Source organism: Pseudofrankia asymbiotica (assembly GCF_001983105.1).
GTDB classification, from domain to species: domain Bacteria; phylum Actinomycetota; class Actinomycetes; order Frankiales; family Frankiaceae; genus Pseudofrankia; species Pseudofrankia asymbiotica.
The window spans coordinates 141,350-163,463 of record NZ_MOMC01000015.1; the positions used below are offsets into that span (position 1 = coordinate 141,350).

Genomic DNA, 22,114 nt, shown 5'->3' on the forward strand with positions numbered 1-22,114 from the left:
GGCTGGGCGTGCGGCACCCGGGACGTCTGGCTGTCAGAAGGGTGGTCTTCGTGACGACCGAGCGTCAGGATGCGGCGGCGCTGACCCGTCCCGTTCGGACCGCCTCGACCAGCGCGGCGTGGTCGGCCTCGTTCTGGTCGGCGTAGGCCTCCGCGAAGCGAGCGACCGCCCGGTCGAACGCCGCACCGTTGCCCAGGTAGGCCGCGATCGCGATGCGGTCGCCTGACCGCGCGTGGGCCCGCGCGAGGGTGGCGGCGCACAGGCGCCCGAACAGTGCCATGCCGTCGGGGCGCATGCTCTCCGTCTCCACGACGCCCTTCCAGTCCTGCATCTGCCGGATGTAGTAGTCGCGCCGCTGCCCGTCGAGGCCCTCCACTCGCTGCCAGCCGAGGAAGATGTCGCTGGCGGCCTGGATGAGCCGTTGCCCGACGACCACCCGTTCGCCCTGGTTGTCGTACGCGCTCCCGGGCAGATGGTCGGCCAGGACTGATGTGCCCGCCTCCTTGATCTGCAGCAGGAGCGGATCGTCGTCGTCACGGCCGAGCAGCAGCGCGACCCAGCAGCGGGTGCCCACGCTGCCGACGCCGACGACCTTGCGCGCGAAGTCGACGAGACGGTACTGGGCGAGCAGCGAGCGCCGGTCGGCCGACAGGGTCGCGGAGTACCGGTTCACGATGGAGCCGAGCCATCCCATCACCAGCTCGCGTTCACTCCCGGCCTCCAACTCCCTGATCGGGACGAGCAGGGGAGGGTCGGACGCGAAACGCCGTTCGCCGTCCACGACCTCGGTCAGCTTGGTGAACGCCCGCAGCTGGTCACGCGACCGGGCATGCGAGGTCGCCCGCGACAGGCGTTTGGAAACCCGCCGACCCATGACGTCCGCGAACCGCGTGCCCAGATCGTCGACATCGACGTGTGCGTACCAGACGTCGAGGTTGGTCATCGCGGCGAGCCGGTGCATCCACGTCCGGTACGCCCCGGCCGCCGCGGTCACGATGGCACGCCGTTCGGACGTGCCGAAGCCGTTGGCGCGGCCGGCGATGACCAGACTGGTGACGAACCGCTTCACATCCCACTCCCAGGGGCCGGGAAGGGTCTCGTCGAAGTCGTTGATGTCGAATGTCAGGCGTCGTTCGGGGGAGGCGAGCAGCCGGAAGTTCAGCATGTGCGCGTCGCCGCAGAGCTGGACGGTGATTCCCGACGTCGGCGTCCCGGCCAGATCCGCGGCCATGATCGCTGCGGCGCCTCGATAGAACCTGAACGGCGATTCCGTCATCCGCTGGTAGCGTAGCGGAACGAGTTCGGGCAGGCGGCTGCGTGACTGCCGGTCGAGCACCTCGATCGGATCGGCCCGGTCCGGCGCCGGTTCATATTCCGCGTGGGTCCCACGCGGGGCCCGGGTCCGTGCCGTTTTTCCCTGGGCCGCTCGCTCCGCCGGTTTCCGCGGAGCATTGTCGGGGATTTCCCCGGGTGACCGTCGTCGGGAACGGCGCGCGGGAGGCCGTGTGGCGGCGGTGGTCATATTCGGCATCTCCTGAGCCTCGGTGGTGTTGCTCATCGTCGCCTCCGCGCAGAGTCCTACCGGGTTCCTGGATGGCCGGGCATGGAGGGATCCTCGACCGCCGCCTCGGCGGCTGTATCGCCCAGAAGCGGACGCAGCCACTGGGCCGCGGGGTCGGCGTCGATGAGCAGGGCCTTGGCGAGCAGGGTCATCGGCACCGCCAGCAGCGCCCCGAGCGGGCCAAGGACGAACGCCCAGAACACCAGCGACAGGAAGGTCAGCGTCGCGGACAGCCGCACCACGTCGCCGACGACCTTCGGCTGGATGAACGACTGCACGACCATGTTGATCGACGAGTAGACCGCCACGACCCAGAGCATGCGGACCACGCCACCCTCGAGCAGGCCGAGCAGCGCGGGCGGGACCAGGCCCACCACGAACCCGATGTTGGGAATGTAGTTGGTGATGAACGACAGCAGCCCCCACAGCAGCGGCAGCGGGATCGCCAGCCAGTGCAGGGCCAGCGCGTCGAGCGCGGCGACGATCAGTCCGAAGAGCGAGGAGACGGCCAGATAGCGGCGCGTGTTGCGGGCGAATTYTCGCAGTGCGCCCACCAGAAGCGGCCGTGACTCGGCGACCACGTCGAGCCGGCGTGCGAACTGGTCACAGTCGATTGTCAGGAAAAATACCAGCGTGACGATGAGGACCAGATTCGACCCCACCGAGGTCAGCCCGGAGAGAATGTCCCGCAGCGCGCCGGACAGCTTGGACAGGTCGAGCCGGCCGACCGTGGCGCTGGCCTGTTCCGGCTGGACGCCGAGACCCTCCAGCCACCGGGCGACCTGGTGGCGCAGGTCGTCGAACTGCGCGCTGTAGTCCGGCAGCAGCGTGATCAGCCGGGCGGCCGACGCCACCAGGGCGACCACCAGGCCGAACAGAATCGCGTATATCGTCATCATCGCCACGACGACGGCGACCCAGCCGGGCGCCCCGCGCCGGCGCAGCTGTGCCTGCAGCGGATGCACCGTGACGACGAGGACCAACGCCAGAAACGCCGGGCCCAGCGTGTCGCGGAAGGCCCTGAACCCGGCCGTGGCGACGGCCAGGGACGCGAGTCCCAGCAGGATCACCATCGGGCGCGCCAGCGATCCCGTCGGGGCGCCGGTCGACGAGATCCGCACCGTGTTCCGACCCTTCCGCGCTCGCGCGTGTCGAGAGGCGTCGACGCGGGAAAGCTCRCCGGCGGCTCCCGGCACTACTGGCCGGATGTCAAAAGTTCCACGACGCCGTTCGCGAGGAAGTATAGCCCGCTCGCTGTGGCAATCAGAAGGACGATATTCCATCCGTGGCGGTTCATCCACGCGTTGTAAGCGGCGAGAATTCGCCCGGTCTGTCTCGGCGCAAGTAGTCGCAAAGCGATCGGTAACTCCACCATCAACAGCACGAGCGCGGCGCACACGAACATCGACAGAATGGTGATGCCCACGCCGGAATGTGCCTCCGCGAGATTCCTGAGGGCCGCGATATAGAACGCGGAAGGCAGATATGTCGTCACCCCGACGAGGAAGATCGTTCGAGTTCCCGCCGCCCCCAGACCGCCAACGTTCTCTTGTGGTGTCGGAGCGCGCGCCGCGTCCGACCTGTCTGACCTGTCTGACCTGTCCGCTTCTTGCGAGGCTGCCTCGGCGCCTCGCGACGGCCGGTGGATCGCGGTCGCGCGGTGTCGGGCCACCCAGAGCGCCAGCAGCAGCAGCGCCGCTCCAAGAAACGTCTGCAGACCGGCGCTCAGGGTCCGCTCCTGCCTTCCAGGCAGCTCGGCGAGGCGCAGGGTCACCACGATGGCCACCCCGGCGCCGACGGTGACCGTTGCCGCCCCGCCGAGGTAGGCGAACGCGTGCCGCAGAGAGGGAGGATCGCCCAGGTATCGCACCACGATCGCCAGGCCGAGCGGATAGATACCGGCGACGATGGCCAGCGGCAGGGCACTGGTCACTGTCGTCTCCCTCGACGTGGCATCGGCTGGGGCTCGGCGTGGCGCTTTCTCACTGACGCGCCGGAGCTCTTCCGCGGGATTGTCGCTGCCGGCCGTGATTTTCACCCCGCCTATCACGGTCAGACCTCTACAGTCCCACTCAATGGGGGACCGGTCGATTCGATCAGCGGCCAGGAACTCTCCCGAATTCGGCGAAATGGCGCATGTTCGGCGAACCTGGCGGTCGGCCGCGAAGGCGACGGTTGCCTTGGCGTGGCGCGGGCACCCTCGTCGCGGTACACCGAGGAGGGTGGTATGTGCCGACGGATAGGTTGTCGCGGCGACCCGATCGCCCCACGCGTGCTGTTATATAAACCGAAACGGTCGCTGATCGCCCAGAGCGTGAGGCATGCGCCCCAACCGCCGGTGTGAGTCGGGTTGGTGGAGCCCTCGCCGGTCGCCCGGCGGTCCATCGCGCGGTGTGTGAGGCTGCGGTGGTTTCTGTGCGCGGCGGCGAAGGAGCCCAGATGGAGATCAGGCCGCGGGCGGTGGCCATCCCCAAGGAGACCGACCAGCTCGAGCAGGGAAAATATGGCCCCATCTACCCGAAAACGCCGGCGTGCTATGGGTTCACCATCATCGCCAAGGTCAAGCCGGGCCGGGCCGAGGCGATACGCGCGCACGGCCGCACCCTCGCCGGCGCGCTGGATGGGAATCCTCATCTGCTCGCGCCGTTGAAGCTGCACTACCTGCGCTGGGTGCTCTTCGACGACGACACACGTTTCATGTACCAGGGGATCTTCGACACGGACTTCGACAGGTACACCGAGGACGCGGTCGCGCTTTTCAGCAGGGCGGGAGTAAGCACGGCGTTCGAGAATCTCGAGGGGTTCCCCGAGGACTGGCGGACGAACCCCGAGGCGTTCGTCCGTTTCGTGCGTGCGCACCACTGCCCGAGTTTCATTGAGTACGGCGAGTATCCGTACGTGACCTCCGACGAGATCAAGAAGGCCCTGCGAGTCAAGAACGCCCTGTCGGAGATGCTCGACCAGATGCAGTGATCCTCCGGCGTCGCCGCGGGAACCATACCCACCCCATCGCCAGCCGTGACAGGAAGGCGCCGTGAGAATGCCACCGTCCGCACCCTCACCACCCTCTTTCGCGGAGCGGACGCCGTGATGCCCGAGTCGGGTACGGCCCGTACCTACAACCAGAGTCACGTCTCCCGCCCGTACACCCCGGGTCGGCGGCGGGTGAGCGTCTACGTGTCGTGGAGCTATCCGGCCGAGGCCGGCAGGAACCCGGCCGAGCTCGACAACCGGTTCTCCACGATGACCGAGGTCCGGCGGGTCTCCTGGCCCACCTACGAGGAACCGCGGTGGTCCGACCCGTTCCAGTTCCAGCAGGGCATCGCGGGGGCACTGGAGTTGTTCTTCTGGGCGTGGGTGCCCTTTCAGGCATACGTGGAGAAGGTCACCGGGCATCCGGTGCCGGTGTATCAGCGGATCGATCAGGCGGGGTTTCGGACCGTGCTGGACGAACGGGTCCTGGCGGATACCGACACCCTGTTCGTGTTCGGGCTGGATCACACGATCACCGGGCAGAGGRCCGAGCCGGCGGAGATCGAGGCATTGCGGCACTTCCTGAGCCGAGAGGAAGCCTGCCTGGTCCTCGGACCGCACCACGACCTTGGGGCCTCGGACGACCTGGCCGCCCGGGACATCGAGTACCACCATCACGGGGATCTCCTGGTTCCCCRCCAGCAGCGGTTCGCCGGATACGTCCGGAGCCTCATGCGGGGACTCGGGGTACCCGTCGAGAACCGCTATGGGCTGCGTCCCGCCGTCCGGGAGCACAACCAGCCCGCCCCGCTGTCCGTGGCCAGGGACCTGGACCCGAGGGGATGGCTCGACGGCGTGAGCCACGTCAACTTCCACCAGCATCTGCCACACTACGCGGTGACGACCGACGAGCCGGGCCTCGTCCAGGTGCTGGCCAGGCAGCCCATCGACACGACCCGGCCGCATCCGTTCACCGAGACCGGGGCCACCGAGCTCAACGCGTTCCTGTGGATGCCTCCCGCCGGGGACCGGGCCGGCGACGTGCTCCTCGCGGACTCCACGATCTTCAGCTCGTTGTTCGGCGGCGACGAGAGCCTGCGGAACTTCTGGCGCAACCTCGTCTCGACCCGGCACCGCGAGACCTGAGGCTGGAAGGAGGCCCGGACCGTGACCAGGCAGACGCGTGCCTCGTTGCAGCTCGACGACATCCAGCGCGGGGTCCTCAGCCCCCGGCCGACCCCCTATGCGGCCAGCTATCTCCTGTTCCGGGTCGATGACCCGGCGCACGGGCGGGAGCTGATGCGCCGCGCGAGCACGATGGTGACCTCCGTCGCCGACCCGGTCAGCCCGCTGGGGGACACCTGGGTCAGCGTCGCGCTGACCTGCCACGGACTGCGGGCACTCGGCGTTCCGGAGCCCGCCCTGGCCACGTTCGCCTGGGAGTTCCGGCAGGGCATGGCCGCCAGGGCCGAGGCACTCGGAGATGTCGGCGAGAGCTGCCCCGAGAACTGGGAGGCGCCGCTGGGCACCTGCGCCGTGCACGTCGTGCTCCTCGTGGTGGCGCCRGACGCCACCCAGCTGCGGACGGCCATCGACCGGGCTCGGTCCGCCTACGACCACCTGTCCGGCGTGACCGCGATCTGGCGGCAGGACTCTTACACCCTGCMCACCGAGACCGAGCACTTCGGCTACCGCGACGGCGTCAGCCAGCCGGCGGTCGAGGGCAGCGGCATCGCCGGGTCCAACGCCTTGCAGGCGCCACTGAAGGCCGGCGAGTTCGTGCTCGGCTACCCCGACGAGCTCGGCGGTGTCCAGGCTCCGCAGCCGACTGAGCTCGGGCGCAACGGGAGCTACGTGGCCATCCGCAAGCTCTACCAACGGGTCGGCGCGTTCCGGCGCTACCTGCGGGACAACGCCACCAGCGCCGAGGACGAGGAGCTGCTGGCCGCCAAGATCATGGGCCGGTGGCGTAGCGGCGCGCCGCTCGCGCTCAGCCCCCATCACGACGACCCCGCCCTCGGGGCTGATCCAGAACGGCGCAACACGTTCCTCTACGAGCGCGATGATCCCGGCGGATTCATCACCCCGGGCGGCTGCCACATCCGCCGGGCCAATCCCCGTGACGCCTCGGTGGCCGGCGAGCCACGGCTGCACCGCATGATCAGGCGGGGCGGTGTCTACGGCCCGCCGCTGCCTGCCGGAGTCCTGGACGACGACGGCGCCGACCGCGGCCTGATGTTCACGTTCGTCGGCGCCCACCTCGGGCGGCAGTTCGAGTTCGTCCAGTCCGAATGGATGAACGACGGCGTCTTCTTCGGCGCAGACGGCGCCACGGACCCCATCACCGGAAGCCATGAAGGCCCCGCCGGGTTCGCCATCCCCCGACGGCCACTGCGCCGGCGCCTGTCCGGGCTGCCGCGGTTCGTCGTCACGCGCGGCGGCGAGTACTGCTTCCTGCCAGGTCTGAACGCACTGCGCTGGCTGGGCGACCTGAAGGACTGAGCGCGGCGTGGCACTCCGCGGCGGTGGTCACGCGGCCCCCGCGACGCCCGGCCGGCCACGCCGGCCGCCTGGTCCCGCGGTCGCCGGGCGGCGGCGACACGCGGGACCGGGCATGGGACGGCCGCCTGCTCACCGCAGGATTTTCTCCTTGGCGCGCTCGAACTCCGCCGCGGTGATGTCGCCACTGGCCCTGAGCCCGGAAAGCCTGGCCAGGTCGTCGACATCCCTGCTTCCGCCAGCCACATCACGGATGTAGGCGTTGAGCGTCCCTCGCTGCTCCTGCAACTGCCGCGCGTTCCGGTCGGCCATGCTCTGCCCTCTCACGATGAGATAGGCGAAGATGCCGAGGAACGGCAGGACCAGGACGAAGGCGAGCCACCCGGCCTTGGCCCAGCCGCTTGTCTCCCTGTCCCGGAATATGTCGACGATGACGCGGACGACGAGAACCAGCCAGACGACCCACAGAAAGATCCAGACAAGGGTCCAGAAGGCGCCTAGCACCGGATAGTCATAGGCAAGGTACTGGGTAGCCAACACACGATCCTCCGTCCCGTAGCCGGTATCACCTCCACAATCACGCCCCGGAACGAAACAGTCGACTCGATCAGTCACGGACGGTGACGGGTGGCCAATTCCGTCGGCCGGGCGCCAAACCGAGGATCCCGGACATACCGGCGCGGCGGCCGCGTCGGTGCGGTGGCCGGGTTACCAGGTCGCACTGTCCCGATTTCTCGGTGGGTTTTTCGGCACAGATCCGCGCGCGAAAGGTGCACTCGGGCCGCACCTGGACCAATGCGCAGGCGTCACGACCCGGCGGCCGGAGTGCGCCGAGCCGCGATCGAGCGCACGCTCGGAACGTGGAGCRCATCGGCCGATCGAGGTGCGCGGGCGTCGTCCGCCGGGCGCTGCTCCGGTACGGCGTCACAAGTGAGCTCGCATCCGGCCGGACCTTCCGGCGACGCGACCCGCGTGCCGACACCTGCGTCTGAGCAGTCCCGTCGCGTGGGCCCGACCGAAGGAGAAGCGACCGTGAGCAGCTACCCACCGATCGCCGACCACGGAATGATCGGAGATCTTCAGACCGCGGCGCTGGTCTCCTCCGAAGGATCGATCGACTGGTGGTGCACGCCGCGATTCGATTCGCCCAGCATCTTCGCCTCCCTTCTCGACAAGGATCGCGGTGGCTTCTGCCGGCTCGCCGCCGGGCTTCCGGGCGAAAGCGGGCTGACGATCCGCCAGTTGTATCTGTCGGACACCGCGGTGCTGGTGACCCGATTCATGGCTCCCAGCGGCGTCGGAGAGGTCGCCGACTTCATGGAGCCTCTGGACACCACCACGCCGACAGCCCGGCATCGCCTGCTGAGAGTCGCGCGGGTGGTCCGAGGAAGTCTTCCCTTCACGTTCGTCTGCCGTCCCCGGTTCGACTACGCGCGCGCGCCGCACACCCTCACCCAGGTCGACCGCGGATCCGCGGTCTTCCGGGGCCCCAATGCCGATCTGCACATCCAGGCCACCGAGCCGGTGACGTTCCAAGCCGACTCCAACGATGTTTCGGCCCATTTCGCTCTCGCGGCCGGGGACGTCGCCGCCATCGTCCTGACCAGCGATGYGCCGGGCAGCCCCGCACCGCGCCCGCTGTCACTGGACGACATCCGGGACGACCTGGAGTCCTGCCGCGGCTTCTGGATCGACTGGCTGCGCTCCTGCACCTATCGGGGCCGCTGGAAGAACGCGGTCAACCGCTCGGCGATCACCCTCAAACTGCTCACCTACGCCCCCACGGGGGCCCCGATCGCCGCGGCCACCGCCGGACTGCCAGAACAGATCGGCGGCGAACGCAACTGGGACTACCGCTACACCTGGATCCGGGACGCCTCCCTCTCGGTCCGGTCACTGATCGACCTCGGGTTCACCCAGGAGGCCCATGCCTTCCGCCACTGGCTGCGCGACCGGCTCACCGCCGGTGGCACGGCCTCAGGCGAACCGCTGCAGATCATGTACCGGATCGATGGCGACCCTCAGCTGACCGAGGAGACCCTCGATCACTTCGAGGGCTACCAGGGGTCAGGACCGGTCCGGATCGGCAACGCCGCCGCCGACCAGGTCCAGCTCGACATCTACGGGGAAGCCGCCGACGCGCTCGCTGTCGCCGGTGACATCGGAGGCATCCGCGGCTGGCAGGCCTTCGCCGCCATGCTCGACCGGCTCACCGACACCTGGGACCGGCCCGACGAGGGGATCTGGGAGACCCGCGGCGGCCAGCAGGACTTCACCTACAGCCGGCTCATGACCTGGGTCGCCTTCGACCGTGGCATTCGCCTGGCATCCCAGTACTCGCGCCCCGCGGACATCCCCCGCTGGACCCAGGTCCGCGACGCGATCTTCAACCAGATCGTCGACCGTGGCTGGAGCCCGAAGCGAGAAGCATTCGTCCAGCATTACAACACCGACGTTCTGGACGCATCGCTCCTGCTCATGCCCCGCGTGGGATTCCTGTCCCCACGGGACCCGGCATGGCTGAGCACCCTCGACGCGATGGGGCAGGAACTGGTCAGCGACAGCCTCGTCTACCGCTACGACCCCGAGGCGTCCCCGGACGGGCTGCGCGGTTCCGAGGGCACCTTCAACCTCTGCAGCTTCCTGTACGTCGAGGCGCTCGCCCGGGYCGGCCGGCTGGTCCAGGCCCGGTACGCCTTCGACAAGATGCTGACCTACGCCAACCACGTCGGCCTGTTCGCCGAGGAGATCGGTCCGTCCGGCGAGCAGCTGGGCAACTTCCCGCAGGCGTTCACCCATCTCGCGCTCGTCGCCGCGGCCATGGCACTGGACGACGAGCTCGACGCGGAGGAGCGCGCCGCGGCATAACCGGATGACCGTCAACCCGGCGTACAGCGGGCTGACGCGCCTGGACTCGACCGTCGTCCCGGACGCGCGAGGAGGACCATCCTGAACTCGTCCCCGGGCAGCCCGTCCAAGATCGACGCCCGCGCGGTCGTCCTGCCGCTGGCGCTCGCGCAGTTCATCTGCAGCTATGCGGCATCGAGCCTGAACGTGGCCATCACCGCCATCGCGCAGGACCTCGACACCACCGTGATCGGCGTGCAGACGACGATCACACTGTTCACGCTCACCATGGCCGCGCTGATGATCCCCGGCAGCAAGCTGTCGGACATCTGGGGACGGCGGACGTGCTTCATCGCCGGCCTGGCTGTCTACGGCGTGGGCGCGCTCCTGGCAGCACTGTCGCCGGGCCTCGGGCTGATGATCCTGGGAAACTCCATCCTGGAGGGCGTCGGCTCGGCGCTGATGATCCCGCCGGTGTACATCCTGGTCACCGTGACCTTCCCCGAGGTCAGGACGCGAGCGAAGTACTTCGGCGTCGTCAGCGGCGCGGGCGCCCTGGGAGYCGCGGCCGGACCGCTGCTCGGTGGACTGATCACAAGCCTGTTCGGATGGCGCGCGCTGTTCCTGATCCAGGCCCTGGCAGTAGCCTTGATCATCTTCCTGGCGCGCGACCTCACCGACCAGCCGCGGCAGGGACCTCGGCCTCCGTTCGACCTGGGGGGCGCGGCGCTGTCCGCGGCCGGCCTGTTCTTCCTGGTGCTGGGAATCCTGCAGACCAACGCCTATGGCTGGTTCGTCTCCCGCAAGGACTTCTCGGTCGCCGGCACGGTCCTGATCTCCAAGGGCGGGATGTCCCCGGTCTGGCTGTACATCGGCGTCGGGGTCGCCATCCTCGCCTGGTTCTTCTGGTACCTGCGCGCCCGGGAGCGAAAGGGCAAGGAGCCGCTGCTGCGCCGCCGGCTCCTCCATGACCGCACGGCCAACCTGGGCCTCGGCGTTCAACTCATCCAGTGGCTCACCATGCAGGGCTCCTTCTTCGTGGTCAGCCTCTTCCTCCAACAGGCCTGGAAGTACGACGCGATCCGTACGGGCCTGATGCTCACCCCCGCCAGCGTGGGAATCCTGGTCTCCTCGGCGGCCGCCGAGAGGCTCGCGAGACGACATTCGCAACGCACGCTGATCAGGGCGGGCTTCGTCGTCACCACGATCGGCATGGCCCTGATCCTCGCCCTGGTCCGGACCACCTCGGGAGTCCTCAGCCTGATCCCGGGGCTCCTCCTGACCGGACTGGGCGTCGGCATCATGCTCACCGCCGCGGTCAACCTCGTTCAGTCGAGCTTCCCGGACGGCGACCAGAGCGACATCTCCGGACTGTCCCGAAGCGTCTCCAACCTGGGGTCATCACTGGGAACGGCACTGGCCGGTTCGATCCTCGTCGCCGCGACCCACCCCGGCGGCCGGCCCTTCGCGCTGTCCCTCACGACCCTGCTGGTCATCACGCTGATCGGCCTCGCCCTCGCGCTCCTCATCCCGAGCCGCGCCGATCGCCAGACCCGCCTCCCCGCGTCGGGGGCCCGGTCGCGGCCCTGACACACCGCGTCCTTGATCTTCAGGTCGCGTTGAGTGTCGGCTCGGCGGCCTGGGGGCCGGCGTCGGCCACAGGCCGCGGCCGGCGGGACGTGTGTGCCAGCAGCAGGGCCATCGCGAGAGCGAGCAGCACGATCAGCAGTCCGGCGGTCTGGACGCCCCGGCCGCGGCTGAGCTGCCCGAACAGGACGGAGACCGGCAGGAAGATCAGCCAGGACAGCGTGCCCGCGCCGGAGGTGACGCCGGCCCGCAGCTGCGCGCCGACCGCGTCGTGCAGCAGCCGGCCAGCTCGGATGCCTGTCATCCCCGCCACCAGGGCGACGAGGAACTGGCCCGCGATGACGACGGGGAGGGTGTGGCCCAGCGTCGGCAGGATGGCCGCGAGCACCAGCAACGCGCCGAACCCGATTGCTACGGGCGGTCGGTCGAGCCGGGTCCGGGAGATGAGCCAGCCGCCGAGGCCACCGGTCGAGACGAGCGCCGCCCAGTACGGCCCGTACAGCGCGGCCGGCGCGTGCAGCGAGACCAGCCATAGGGGCCCGAACTCGAAGACCAGCTGGGCGACGACGGCCGTGAGGGCGGTGAGCAGCACGACCGGGCGCAGTGCCCGGTCGGCGGCCAGCACCCGCACGGTCGCCAGGGCCTGACGCCGGAAGGTGACCCGTTCCGCGCGCCGGTGCAGGCGCGGCTCGCGGCAGCGCCCGAAGGCGAGGGCGGCGGCCGCGATGAGTGGGACGGTGGCGAAGTAGGTGACCCTGGCCGAGGCGAACGCGGCGAGCAGCCCGCCCAGGATCGCGCTGGCGACGAGCGCCGCGGCCTCGACGACGTGCATCCGCCCGATCCACCGCTCGTAGCCGTCGCCCGCGCCGGTCTCCTCGACAACAGTGTCGTAGACGATGCTCTCCACGGTGCCGGAGTTGAGCGCGAAGAAGACGCCGAGCAGAACGGCTGAGCCGACATACGTCGCTGGCGTGCTGCTAAGACCGCCGACCAGGGAGCTCGCCGCGAGTGCCAGGGTCGCGAGGATGACCATCCCGGTTCGGCTCCACCGGTCGGCGAGGATGCCGAAGGGCACTTCCAGCACTGGCGCGACCGCGGCGTAGACGGCCGCGACCAGTCCGATCGCCGCGGCGTCGAAGCCGATCTGCGTCATGAACATCTTCTCGACCGGGACCCACAGCAGCATGTTCTGCAGCGCGACGCCGACCTGCAGCGGCCGGAGGCGCCGGGCCAGGATTTGGTCGGGCCGGAGCTCGGCCCCGGGCTCTGCCTCTGGCTCGGTGCCGGTATCGGTGCCAGTGCCAGTGCCAGTGTCGGTACTGATGCCGGGGGGCGTCGCGGTGGCGCGCATGGTTCGGATCCTCTGGTCGGCGGGTCGCCTTGCAACGATAGGGAACGTTCCCTACCGTTGCAACCGTGTTTATCGACTCGCCGCCCACGCGCGCCCGCCGCCCAGCCGCCGAGACCCGGCAAGCGATCCTGGACGCGGCCGAGAACCTGTTCTACTGGCACGGGATCACCGCGACCGGTGTCGACCGGGTCGCGGCGGCGGCCGGCGTCGGTCCGACGACGCTGTACCGCCTGTTCCGATCCAAGGACGCGCTGGTGGCGGCCTACGTGGACCGCTACGCCGCCGGCTATCGAGACTGGATCGAGTCGCTGACCGCGGACGGGAGCCGGCCCGCGCGAGATCGCATCCTGGCGCTGTTCGACGGGCTGGTCACCGTCACCGGTCCCGACGCGTTCCGCGGCTGCCCGTTCCTCATGGTGCTCGCCGAGTACCCCGAGCCGACGTCCGCGGCCCACGCCAGCGCGCAGGCGGTGAAGGCCTGGGTTCGCGCCAGGCTGCGCGAGCTCGCCCTCGAGCTACCCGACCGTGACGTCGCGACCGCTGAGGCGATCTCCGACCGCCTCGCCCTGGTCGTCGAGGGGCTTTACGCCTCCACCGCCGCGCTCGGCACCGAGGGGCCGGCGCGCAGCGCCCGGGCGCTCGCCATCCTGATCGTGGACGCGAGCTGACGGTTCCGCCGCCGTCGGACGCCTGTCCCCGCGTCATCGCCGATCCGCGAGGCGGGCCCGCGCCCTGTCGCCCCGTCGCCGCGGCGCCGCCGCGAACCGTCAGCGAAACGCCGGCAGAATCATCTCGACCAGCGCGACGACGTCGGCGTCGGCCATCGGCTCGCCCGTCATGCCCATCCGGTGCAGCAGGGATCCGACCGCGACGTCGATGAAGAACAGGACCCGGTTCTCCGGCTCGCCCAGCGCGTCCTGAAGCGCGAGCCGGTACGGATCCTGGAACCGTGTGGCCAGGATCTCGCGCAGGGCCGGGTCGCTGACGGCGTCGCTGAACACGCCGGCGAACGCGTCGCCCACCCCTGGTTCGCCGATCTTCGCCGCGATCCAGTGGATGGCCGTGGACATGATCTCGGCCCGGCTCCGGCCTTCCAGCGGCACCGGGCCGAACGCGTCCAGGAGGCAGTCCACGATCAGGTCGCCCTTGGACGGCCAGCGCCGATAGACCGTCGTCTTGGCGATGCCGGCCGCCGCGGCGATGCGTTCGACGGTGGCGCGCGCGTAGCCGAGCTCCTGGACCGTGCTCAGCGTCGCCGCGAAGACCGCGGCATGGACGCCGGCGCGCGGCCGGCCGGGTGGTCTGGCGGAGGTGGCCGGTGCCATTGCCACATCATACGTGTTTCGCTACCCTAGGTTTCGATACCGAAGGTTGTGAAACTGCGTCGGCAAGGAGAAGGCATGAGTGAGATCGCGGCGACGAAGCGTCCGGCGGAGCCGGACTGGCTGGCGATGACGGCCGAGGAGCTGGTCGCCTACCGCGACGCGGAGAACCTCTTCCGGGCGTCCCCCGCGGTGCGGCCGATCACCGGGGATCCGGATCCCGGCGCCGCGATCGGCTGGCAGGAGCTGGCGCTGCCCGGCCGCGGACTCCCGGTCCGGGTGTATCGGCCGTCGGCGCGCGCCGACGAAGGCGCCAGGTTGCCGTTCGTGCTGCACGTGCACGGCGGCGGGTTCGTGGGCACGGCGGTGCAGAACGACTGGGTCAACAGCCACCTCGCCGCCCAGCTGCCCGCGGTCGTCGTCTCGGTCGAGCACCGCCTCCTCGACTACCGAACCGCGCTGCCGGCGGCCGTCGCCGACGGCTGGGACGTGCTCCAGCAGGTGATGCGGGACGCCGAGCAGTGGGGCGTCGACCCGGCGCGGACCGCCGTCTTCGGCGAGAGCTGCGGCGCGCTGATCAGCGCCATGGCGGCGATCCGGGCCAGGGAGTCCCGTCAGCACCTCAGGGCGCAGGTGCTGGTCAACCCCGCCGTCGACATGACCGACACGATGCTCCAATACGCCTCGGTCACCCAGTACCCCCACACCCCGACGCTCGCCGTGCCGGTGCTGCGCCTGTTCAAGCGGCTCGCCGTCACGCCGGGAACCGACCCCCGCGCGCTTTCGCCGCTGTACGCCGACAGCCTGGACGGGCTGGCCCCAGCGCTCGTGGTGGTGCCGACCCATGATCCGCTGGCCGATCAGGGCCGCCAGTACGCCGAACGGCTGCGAGCGGCCGGCACGTCAGCCCGRCTGTCCGAGTACCCGGGAGCGGGCCACGCGTTCCTCAGCGTCCCGGGAATGGCGCCGCAGGCCGAGGCCGCGCGAGCGGAGATCCGCGAGTTCCTCCGAGCCTCGCTCGCCGGCTGACCGCCGGCGGGAGATGGCCGGCTCGAGGACCGTCGTCACGCGTCGGCGCCCAGGGTTCATGCCGTTGAGCGGTTCACCCACGCCCAGATGGGCACTACGGCACGGAGCGACTTGATCGAGGCGTTACCGCGGCGCGGCGGATCTGACCGTCGCGGCGGAGGTTTCGCGCGGTAGGTCTGCTGCCGGCGCGGCGGGCGTGCGCCGCGGGCCGTCCGGACCGACCGGGATGTCGCCGCGCAGGGTGACGCGGTGCATGATCCGCTGGAAGTCGCCGTAGTCGTGGTCGGCGTAGTGCGCGGTGCTCCGGTTGTCCCAGAGCACGACGTCTCCGGGCCGCCAGTGATGACGAACCAGGTGCTCGGGCCGGGTGATGTGCGCGAAGAAGATATCGAGTAGCCCCCGGCTCTCGGCGTCGCTCACTCCGGCGATCCGCACGGTGAAGCCCGGATTCACGAAAAGCGACCGCCGGCCGCTCTCGGGGTGCACCCGAACCACGGGGTGCCGAACAGGAACCAGGGTTCGTACCCGCGCGCCGTCCCAGTCGTTGCCCTCCCCGCCCCGGCGCTGGGCGAGATACTCGCCGAACTCCCGGTTCCCGTCGTGGATGGCCTCGAGCCCGTCCGCGAGTGCGCGCACCGCCGGCGAGAGCGACTCGTAGGCCTGTTCCAGATCCACCCAGTTCGTGGCGCCGCCGAGCTCGGGCAGCCGGACCGCCCGCAGGATCGACGCCATGGGCGGCCGGGCCATGAACGTGACGTCGGTGTGCCAGACGTCGGATGTTCCCCCGTCGTGACTGTCGAGCTCGTAGATCTCCGGGTGCCGCTCGTCAGCCCCGGGCACGACCGGATGTGAGGTGGTCACGTCGCCGAGTGCCCGTCCCAGCGCGACGTGGTCGTCGGCGTCGAGATCCTGATCCGGAATGAACAGCACCTTGTGGGCGACGAGAGCCTCGCGCAGCTCCTCGGCCCCGCCGGAACGCGTCAGTGCCCGCAGGTCCAGCCCGTCGACGCGCGCCCCGATCCGGGGGGTGAGCCGCTGCGCCCGCCAGGCGCTGGCGGCGGCCCGGCGGGTGCCCCCGTCGACGCACGGGGTCCGCGTGACCAGGGGCTGGGGCGCCGCGGGTGCACGTAGGTCGTCGGTGACGCCTGCCATGGTGGCTCTCCTCGGTCGGGATGTGTCGGTTCCTCCGCAACAGTGCGGTTGACAGGCACTATTCCGATCTGGATTGTGTGCAATGTGAAGACGGAGTTCAGGGGGACGCGCAGGCGTCACGTCGATCTCGGTCACGTCACGAGCGCCAGCTGTCCCGTCACGATGTGTTGATGGCCGGCGGCCCCCGCCGCCCGCCGAGATGCTTCCGATCCGGCAGATCGAGTGCCGATCGCCTCCCACATCGTCCGCCGCACGACGATCGTGCGCCGTCGCTCGCGCCGCCCCGACAGGCGCGTGCCGGCCCATGTTCGCGGCCTCGGCTTCCCTCACCAGGAGACACCCGGTCATGCGCAAGACCCTTCTCGGCATCTCCCTGCTCGCCGCCGGAGCGCTAGCCCTCGCCGCGTGCGGATCCGACTCCTCGGACTCCCCGGACCCGGCCGGTTCGGCGGCCACCACCGGTTCATCCGGCTCGAACACGACCATCGGCGTCGGGTACTTCCAGAGCGCCACGGTCGGCCCCGAGGTGCTGGTCGCGGGGAACTCCGACCTGGCCGGCAAGATCGACGGAAAGATCAAGCTCACGCCCATCGACTCCGGTGTCGCGGGTCTCGCCGAGCTGCGGGGTGGCGCGTTCCCGTTCGTCTCGGGCGTCGGCAACCCGCCGGTGGTCGGGGCGATCGCGAACGACACCAAGTTCAAGGTCATCTACGCGGAGTACTTCGACGCCGCGCAGCTGATCGTCGGCCCCGACATCAAGGCCAACGGCGACCTCGCCGGCAGGACCGTCGGTGACCTGCAGGGATCCTCGGAGGACTTCGAGATCCGCGGCTGGCTGTCCAAGCAGGGGCTCACGGAGAAGACCAAGGTCGTCGGCTTCCCGAGCGAGGCGGCGGTCGCGGCCGCGTTCAAGGCCGGCCGGATCGACGGCGCGTACGTCGAGATCGCCCAGGCGCTCGACCTGAAGGCCAACAACTCGGGCCGGCAGGTCGTGACCGCCGAGGAGATCGCGAAGCTCGGCTTCCCGTCGCTCAACGTGCTGGGCGTGACCGACGACTTCGCCGCCAAGAACCGTCCCGTCGTGCAGCAGTTCGTCTGCCAGATCATGCACGCGCAGGCGATCAGCGCCGGTCCGCGGGCGGACGCGTACATCACCAGGGCCACCGGGCTGACCGGCTCGCCGGCCRAGCAGGCCATCCCCGCCACGAAGATCATTCCCTTCGTGCCGGCCGACGAGGAGCTGTCCTGGTTCAAGAAGCCGGGCGGAACGCTGGCCGACGGTGAGATCGCCAAGGCCTACGCGCTGACTGGGCAGTTCCTCAAGGACCAGGGCCGGGTGACGACCGTGCCGACGGCCGAGCAGATCACCGCCCACCTCGACTCCAGCTACGTCGAGCAGGCCCTGAAGGACAACTGCGCGTCGTGACCATCACCCAGCAGGCGCGGGCGGGCGCCGGCAACAGACCCGCCGTCGAGATCATCGGTGTGCGCAAGCAGTTCGCCGGACGCTCGCGCCGGGCGCCGGGGCGGCTCGCGCTCGACGGGTTCGACCTGACGGTCGCGCCGGGCGAGTTCCTGTGCCTGCTGGGACCGTCCGGCTGCGGCAAGTCGACGCTGCTGAACATGCTCGCCGGCTTCTCGCACCCCGACGGCGGTGAGGTGCTCGTCGACAAGCGGCCGGTCACCGGGCCCGGTCCCGACCGCGGCGTGCTCTTCCAGACGCCGATGCTTTTCCCCTGGCTCAGCGTGCTCGACAACGTGCTCTACGGGCCGCGAGCGCGCCACGAGCTTGACGGCGACACCCGTCGGCGTGCTGTCGAACTGCTCGAGACGGTCGGCCTCGGCGACGCCCGGGACGCCTACCCGCACGAGCTGTCCGGCGGCATGCGGCACCGGGCGGCCTTCGCCCGGGTGCTGGTGAACCGCCCGCGGCTGCTGCTGATGGACGAGCCGTTCGGCGCGCTCGACGCGATCACCCGGGTCGCGATGCAGCGGTTCCTGCTCGACCTCTGGCAACGAGACCGGATCACGATCGTGTTCGTCACCCATGACGTCGAGGAGGCGGCGCTGCTGGGCGACCGGGTCTGCGTCATGTCGGGAAGCCCGGGCCGGACCCGGGCGGTCATCGACGTCGACCTGCCTCGGCCCCGGACCATCGCCGACACGGAGACCCTGGAGTTCGTGCGGCTCAAGCGTCACATCCGCGAGGCACTGGAAGGTGAGCACTGAGGTGACGACCGACTCCAAGGCCGCCGACAGCGCGGCGACCGGTGCCGCCCCCGCGAGCCCGGCGCTGGTCTCGGCGCCGACGGCCGTGGACGCCACGGTCATCCTGGCCGGAGGTCGGACCCGGGCCCGGACGTTCTCCTGGTCCCGGGTGGCGTACGGCGTGCTCGGCCTGATCCTGTCCGCGGCGATCTGGGAGCTCGTGTCCTGTCTCAAGGACGACCCGGTGATCCTCCCGACGGTGCAGAAGACGGTGAGCACCTTCTGGGACTACCTCACCCAGAAGTACCCGGCGGTGCAGGGCAAGACGCTGTGGCGGCACGCGCTCGTCAGCGCGGCGCGCATCCTCGCCGGCTGGGGCGCGGGGGTCGTCATCGGCGTCGCGCTCGGCGGAGTCATGGCCTCGGTCCGCGTCATCCGGTACCTGCTTGACCCGATCATTGAGATCAGCCGGCCGTTGCCGCCGCTGGCGTTCATCCCGCTGTTCATCGTGTGGTTCGGCATCGGTGAGACGCCGAAGTTCATCCTGATCCTGATCGGGGTGGTGCCCGTGATGATCATCGCGACGGTGTCGGCGCTCGACGCGGTYCCCAAGGAGCTGGTGCAGGCGAGCCGGAGCCTCGGCGCGTCGCCGCTGTGGTCGCTGCTGACCGTCCGGCTACGCAGCGCGCTGCCGGGCATCATCACCGGCATGCGGCTGGCCATGGGCGGAGCTTGGACGAGCATCGTGGCCGTGGAACTGATCGCCGCGACGAGCGGTCTCGGGTATCTGATCAACAATGCCGGGGTGAACCTGCAGACGCCGCTCGTCCTGTCCGGCATCCTCGCGATCTCGGTGCTGGGTATCACCTTCGACGGGCTGCTGCGCCTGCTGCACCGCTTCGCCGATCCCACGAGCCGCTGACCCCACCAGCCGCTGACCGAAAGGGCCGCCGATGTCCCTGCACCTGCACTGGTACCTGCCCACGAACGGTGACGGCCGGGGGATCGTCGGCTCCGGCCGCGCGGGTTCGAGCGGCATCGGCGACTCGGAGGCCGTCGAGCGTCCGCCCGACATCGACTACCTCGGCCAGATCGCCCGCTCGGCGGAACAGCTCGGATTCGAGGCGATGCTGACCCCGACCGGCAGCTGGTGTGAGGACGCCTGGCTCACCACCGCCGCGCTGTCACAGGTCACCTCGCGGCTGAGGTTCCTGGTCGCGTTTCGCCCGGGGTTCATCAGCCCGACGCTCGCCGCCCAGCAGGCCCAGACGTTCCAGCGCATCTCGGCGGGGCGGCTGTACCTGAACGTCGTGACGGGCGGAGACCCGACCGAGCAGCGACGGTTCGGAGACTTCCTCTCCCACGACGAGCGTTACGCGCGCACGGTTGAGTTCCTCCAGGTGCTGCGCGGCGCGTCCGGCGGGACGCCGTTCGACTTCGCCGGCCGGTACTTCCAGGTCGAGGGGGCGACGTCCCGGCCGAGCCCGTGGGGGGCGCCGCCGGTGTTCTTCGGCGGCGCGAGCCCGGCCGCCGAGGACGTCGCGGCCGGGCACGCCGACGTGTACCTCGCCTGGGGTGAGACGCCGCCGCAGTTGAAGGAGCGGCTCGACCGGATGCGCGAGAAGGCGTCGGCCGCCGGGAACGACGACCTGCGGTTCGGCATCCGGCTGCACGTCCTCGGCCGCGACACGGCACGCCAGGCCTGGGACGAGGCCAACCGGATGATCGAGAACCTCAGCCCGGAGCGCATCGCCTCGGCGCAGGCCGATCTCGCGAAGATGGATTCCGTCGGGCAGCGGCGTATGCGGGACCTCCACGGCGGCGGCCGCCGCGAGGACCTGGAGATCTACCCGAACCTGTGGGCCGGCTACGGCCTGGTCCGCGGGGGCGCCGGGACCGCGCTGGTCGGCAGCCACGAGCAGGTCGCCGAACGGCTCGAGGAGTACCACGCGCTGGGCATCGACCACGCGATCCTCTCCGGCCAGCCGCACCTGGAGGAGGCCTACTGGTTCGGCGAGGGCGCCGGTCGGCTCCTGCGCCGCCGCGGCGTCGTCGAGGAGGTCCAGCCCCCGGCCCCGGTCGAGACGCCGGCGGCCGGACGGAGACGGTGAACGGCGCGAAGCGCGGCGCCTATCCGGTGGGCGGCGTCGGGTCGCCGGAGTAGCTCGCGGCCGCTCCCTGGCTGCGCCGGCCGGCCCGCACCGCCTCGACGGCCGCGCGGAGCTCCGCGAGCAGCTCGTCGACGACGTGCACGTGGTACGGGGAGACCATCAGGCGCAGCCCGCCGGGCTGCCGGTTGAGCCACCACCGCCGTTCCTCCAGGACGTCGGCGACGGCGGCGAGATCGACCTCGTCGCTCGCGAACTGGAACACCGCCGCGTCGGGCCGGGTCGGCAGGTGGAGCCCGTCGATGCCCTCGACGCCGGCGACGAGCCGTCGCGTCGCGTCGCGGACCGCGCGTGCCTTGGCCAGATAGCCGTCGACGCCGTGGTATCTCAGCGCGGCCCACGCGCCGGCGATGGGCGGCGCCGGTCGCGTGCCGGCCGGTGTCGCCGTGGCGTACAGGCCGCCGCCCCAGACGCCGTCGTCGAACCACACCCGCTTGAAGGCGAGATCGGGGTCGCGCCACAGAATGGTGGACGCGCCCTTGAAGCTGTACCCGTACTTGTGGATGTCGGCACTGATGCTCGTCACTCCCGGGACGCGGAAGTCCCACGGTGGCACCGGCTCGCCGAGGCGTTCCCAGAACGGCAGGAGCAGCCCGCCGAGGYACGCGTCCACGTGACACAGCACTCCCGCCGCCGCGGCGGCACCGGCGATCTCCGGGACCGGGTCGATCACGCCGTAGGGATAGCAGGGGGCGCTGGYGACGACCATCGCCGTGTCCGGCCCGATCGCGGCCTGGATCGCCGCCGCGTCCGCCCGGAGATCCGGACCGACCTCGACCCGCGTCTGGCGGACGCCGAGCAGGTGGCACGCCTTGGCGAACGCGGGGTGYGCGGTGCGGGCCGTGACGATCCCGGGCTGGTCGACGCCGCGCTCCCGCGCCACCGCCCGCGCCACGCTCACCGCGACGAAGATCGACTCTGTTCCGCCGGAGGTGAGCCCGCCAGTCCCGGACGGTCCGTGCAGCAGGCCGGACACCATGTCGGCGGCCTCCTGCTCAAGCCGCGCGAGGCTCGGGAACCGGAACGGGTTGAGCGCGTTCTCGGCCAGGTACTCGCGGCTGACGGCGGCGAGCAGCTCCTCGAGCACGGGATCGTCCGGGTGGTAGATCAGACTGAAGATCCGTCCCTCCCGCCACGGCGCGTCATCGTGGCGGTTCGCCCGGACACTCGCCAGAACGTCGGCCGCCGGCGTGCCGTGCGCGGGCAGCGACTCCCTGGACGTCATCGGTGAACCTCCCGGTCCGCGGTCGTCGCACAGGCACCGAGACGGCCGGGGCGGACGCCGCCACACCACCGGCCTCGCCCGAGGGTACCGACGTGCGGGTCTGGCTGAGCGGCGCGACCAGGCAGAGGCGGCATCCACCGCCTGGTCAGCGCGAGGCCCGCGCCCCGGGAGGGACGCGGGCCTCGGTCGATG

Annotated in this window: 19 protein-coding genes; 11 read left to right on the plus strand and 8 right to left on the minus strand. The window is 70.4% G+C overall.

Features of this window, described 5'->3' with window-relative positions; translation table 11 throughout:
• Positions 1 to 64 precede the first annotated feature (64 nt).
• From BL253_RS08545 to BL253_RS08555, 3 genes are all read right to left on the minus strand, one after another.
• On the minus strand, positions 65 to 1,558 hold the full coding sequence (locus BL253_RS08545; RefSeq protein ID WP_338013699.1) for a DUF2252 family protein: 1,494 nt from the start codon (positions 1,556 to 1,558) through the stop codon (positions 65 to 67).
• Positions 1,559 to 1,578: 20 nt separating this feature from the next.
• On the minus strand, positions 1,579 to 2,682 hold the full coding sequence (locus BL253_RS08550; RefSeq protein WP_241834631.1) for an AI-2E family transporter: 1,104 nt from the start codon (positions 2,680 to 2,682) through the stop codon (positions 1,579 to 1,581).
• Between the two features lie 74 nt (positions 2,683 to 2,756).
• On the minus strand, positions 2,757 to 3,494 hold the full coding sequence (locus tag BL253_RS08555; protein ID WP_076815231.1) for a GAP family protein: 738 nt from the start codon (positions 3,492 to 3,494) through the stop codon (positions 2,757 to 2,759).
• Between the two features lie 506 nt (positions 3,495 to 4,000).
• On the opposite strand from BL253_RS08555, the gene BL253_RS08560 reads away from it, so the two are divergent.
• The 3 genes from BL253_RS08560 to BL253_RS08570 all read left to right on the plus strand — a co-directional run bounded on the left by BL253_RS08560 (position 4,001) and on the right by BL253_RS08570 (position 7,036).
• Positions 4,001 to 4,534, plus strand: a complete 534-nt coding sequence (locus BL253_RS08560; protein WP_076815233.1) for a hypothetical protein — start codon at positions 4,001 to 4,003, stop codon at positions 4,532 to 4,534.
• 117 nt (positions 4,535 to 4,651) lie between these two features.
• Complete coding sequence (locus BL253_RS08565; protein WP_081438113.1) at positions 4,652 to 5,680, plus strand: hypothetical protein; 1,029 nt, start codon at positions 4,652 to 4,654, stop codon at positions 5,678 to 5,680.
• Between the two features lie 21 nt (positions 5,681 to 5,701).
• On the plus strand, positions 5,702 to 7,036 hold the full coding sequence (locus BL253_RS08570) for a Dyp-type peroxidase (RefSeq protein ID WP_076815235.1): 1,335 nt from the start codon (positions 5,702 to 5,704) through the stop codon (positions 7,034 to 7,036).
• 129 nt (positions 7,037 to 7,165) lie between these two features.
• On the opposite strand, the gene BL253_RS08575 is transcribed toward BL253_RS08570, so the two are convergent.
• Positions 7,166 to 7,573, minus strand: a complete 408-nt coding sequence (locus tag BL253_RS08575) for an SHOCT domain-containing protein (RefSeq protein ID WP_076815237.1) — start codon at positions 7,571 to 7,573, stop codon at positions 7,166 to 7,168.
• Between the two features lie 492 nt (positions 7,574 to 8,065).
• Between BL253_RS08575 and BL253_RS08580 the strand changes: the two genes are divergently transcribed.
• Together BL253_RS08580 and BL253_RS08585 are read left to right on the plus strand one after the other, a co-directional pair.
• Positions 8,066 to 9,901, plus strand: coding sequence for a glycoside hydrolase family 15 protein (locus BL253_RS08580; protein ID WP_076815239.1), 1,836 nt, complete (start codon positions 8,066 to 8,068; stop codon positions 9,899 to 9,901).
• Between the two features lie 111 nt (positions 9,902 to 10,012).
• The gene (locus BL253_RS08585; RefSeq protein WP_076815240.1) at positions 10,013 to 11,470 is read left to right on the plus strand and encodes an MFS transporter; all 1,458 of its coding nucleotides are present in this window, start codon (positions 10,013 to 10,015) and stop codon (positions 11,468 to 11,470) included.
• Positions 11,471 to 11,489: 19 nt separating this feature from the next.
• On the opposite strand, the gene BL253_RS08590 is transcribed toward BL253_RS08585, so the two are convergent.
• Positions 11,490 to 12,818 (minus strand): MFS transporter, encoded by a 1,329-nt coding sequence (locus BL253_RS08590; RefSeq protein ID WP_081438114.1) that lies wholly within the window; start codon positions 12,816 to 12,818, stop codon positions 11,490 to 11,492.
• Positions 12,819 to 12,883: 65 nt separating this feature from the next.
• Between BL253_RS08590 and BL253_RS08595 the strand changes: the two genes are divergently transcribed.
• Positions 12,884 to 13,486 (plus strand): TetR/AcrR family transcriptional regulator, encoded by a 603-nt coding sequence (locus BL253_RS08595; RefSeq protein ID WP_198946214.1) that lies wholly within the window; start codon positions 12,884 to 12,886, stop codon positions 13,484 to 13,486.
• Between the two features lie 99 nt (positions 13,487 to 13,585).
• Here BL253_RS08595 and BL253_RS08600 read toward each other — a convergent pair whose 3' ends face one another.
• A complete protein-coding gene (locus BL253_RS08600) occupies positions 13,586 to 14,143 on the minus strand; it encodes a TetR/AcrR family transcriptional regulator (protein WP_076815242.1) in 558 nt (185 codons plus the stop codon).
• Positions 14,144 to 14,218: 75 nt separating this feature from the next.
• Between BL253_RS08600 and BL253_RS08605 the strand changes: the two genes are divergently transcribed.
• Complete coding sequence (locus BL253_RS08605; RefSeq protein WP_076815245.1) at positions 14,219 to 15,169, plus strand: alpha/beta hydrolase; 951 nt, start codon at positions 14,219 to 14,221, stop codon at positions 15,167 to 15,169.
• Positions 15,170 to 15,292: 123 nt separating this feature from the next.
• Here the strand turns inward: BL253_RS08605 and BL253_RS08610 are convergent, their stop codons facing one another.
• Complete coding sequence (locus BL253_RS08610) at positions 15,293 to 16,321, minus strand: TauD/TfdA dioxygenase family protein (protein WP_076815247.1); 1,029 nt, start codon at positions 16,319 to 16,321, stop codon at positions 15,293 to 15,295.
• 346 nt (positions 16,322 to 16,667) lie between these two features.
• Between BL253_RS08610 and BL253_RS08615 the strand changes: the two genes are divergently transcribed.
• From BL253_RS08615 to BL253_RS08630, 4 genes are read left to right on the plus strand one after another with little or no spacing between them, the layout of a single operon-like run.
• Positions 16,668 to 17,747, plus strand: a complete 1,080-nt coding sequence (locus BL253_RS08615) for an ABC transporter substrate-binding protein (protein ID WP_076815249.1) — start codon at positions 16,668 to 16,670, stop codon at positions 17,745 to 17,747.
• Positions 17,744 to 18,550 carry an ABC transporter ATP-binding protein gene (locus BL253_RS08620; RefSeq protein ID WP_076815251.1) on the plus strand — a complete coding sequence of 269 codons (807 nt, stop codon included), beginning with the start codon at positions 17,744 to 17,746 and terminating at the stop codon, positions 18,548 to 18,550. Before BL253_RS08615 ends, BL253_RS08620 begins: the two co-directional genes overlap by 4 nt.
• A gap of 1 nt (position 18,551) precedes the next feature.
• Positions 18,552 to 19,451 carry an ABC transporter permease gene (locus BL253_RS08625; RefSeq protein WP_241834633.1) on the plus strand — a complete coding sequence of 300 codons (900 nt, stop codon included), beginning with the start codon at positions 18,552 to 18,554 and terminating at the stop codon, positions 19,449 to 19,451.
• Positions 19,452 to 19,482: 31 nt separating this feature from the next.
• On the plus strand, positions 19,483 to 20,640 hold the full coding sequence (locus BL253_RS08630) for an LLM class flavin-dependent oxidoreductase (RefSeq protein WP_076815254.1): 1,158 nt from the start codon (positions 19,483 to 19,485) through the stop codon (positions 20,638 to 20,640).
• 19 nt (positions 20,641 to 20,659) lie between these two features.
• Here the strand turns inward: BL253_RS08630 and BL253_RS08635 are convergent, their stop codons facing one another.
• The gene (locus BL253_RS08635; RefSeq protein WP_076815256.1) at positions 20,660 to 21,922 is read right to left on the minus strand and encodes a pyridoxal phosphate-dependent decarboxylase family protein; all 1,263 of its coding nucleotides are present in this window, start codon (positions 21,920 to 21,922) and stop codon (positions 20,660 to 20,662) included.
• Positions 21,923 to 22,114: the final 192 nt, after the last annotated feature.

Coding starts and splice junctions, on each gene's coding strand:
- BL253_RS08610 (WP_076815247.1), bottom strand. CDS start 16,321: ATGGCAGGCGTCACCGACGACCTACGTGCACCCGCGGCGCCCCAGCCC.
- BL253_RS08590 (WP_081438114.1), bottom strand. CDS start 12,818: ATGCGCGCCACCGCGACGCCCCCCGGCATCAGTACCGACACTGGCACT.
- BL253_RS08560 (WP_076815233.1), top strand. CDS start 4,001: ATGGAGATCAGGCCGCGGGCGGTGGCCATCCCCAAGGAGACCGACCAG.
- BL253_RS08600 (WP_076815242.1), bottom strand. CDS start 14,143: ATGGCACCGGCCACCTCCGCCAGACCACCCGGCCGGCCGCGCGCCGGC.
- BL253_RS08545 (WP_338013699.1), bottom strand. CDS start 1,558: ATGAGCAACACCACCGAGGCTCAGGAGATGCCGAATATGACCACCGCC.
- BL253_RS08630 (WP_076815254.1), top strand. CDS start 19,483: ATGTCCCTGCACCTGCACTGGTACCTGCCCACGAACGGTGACGGCCGG.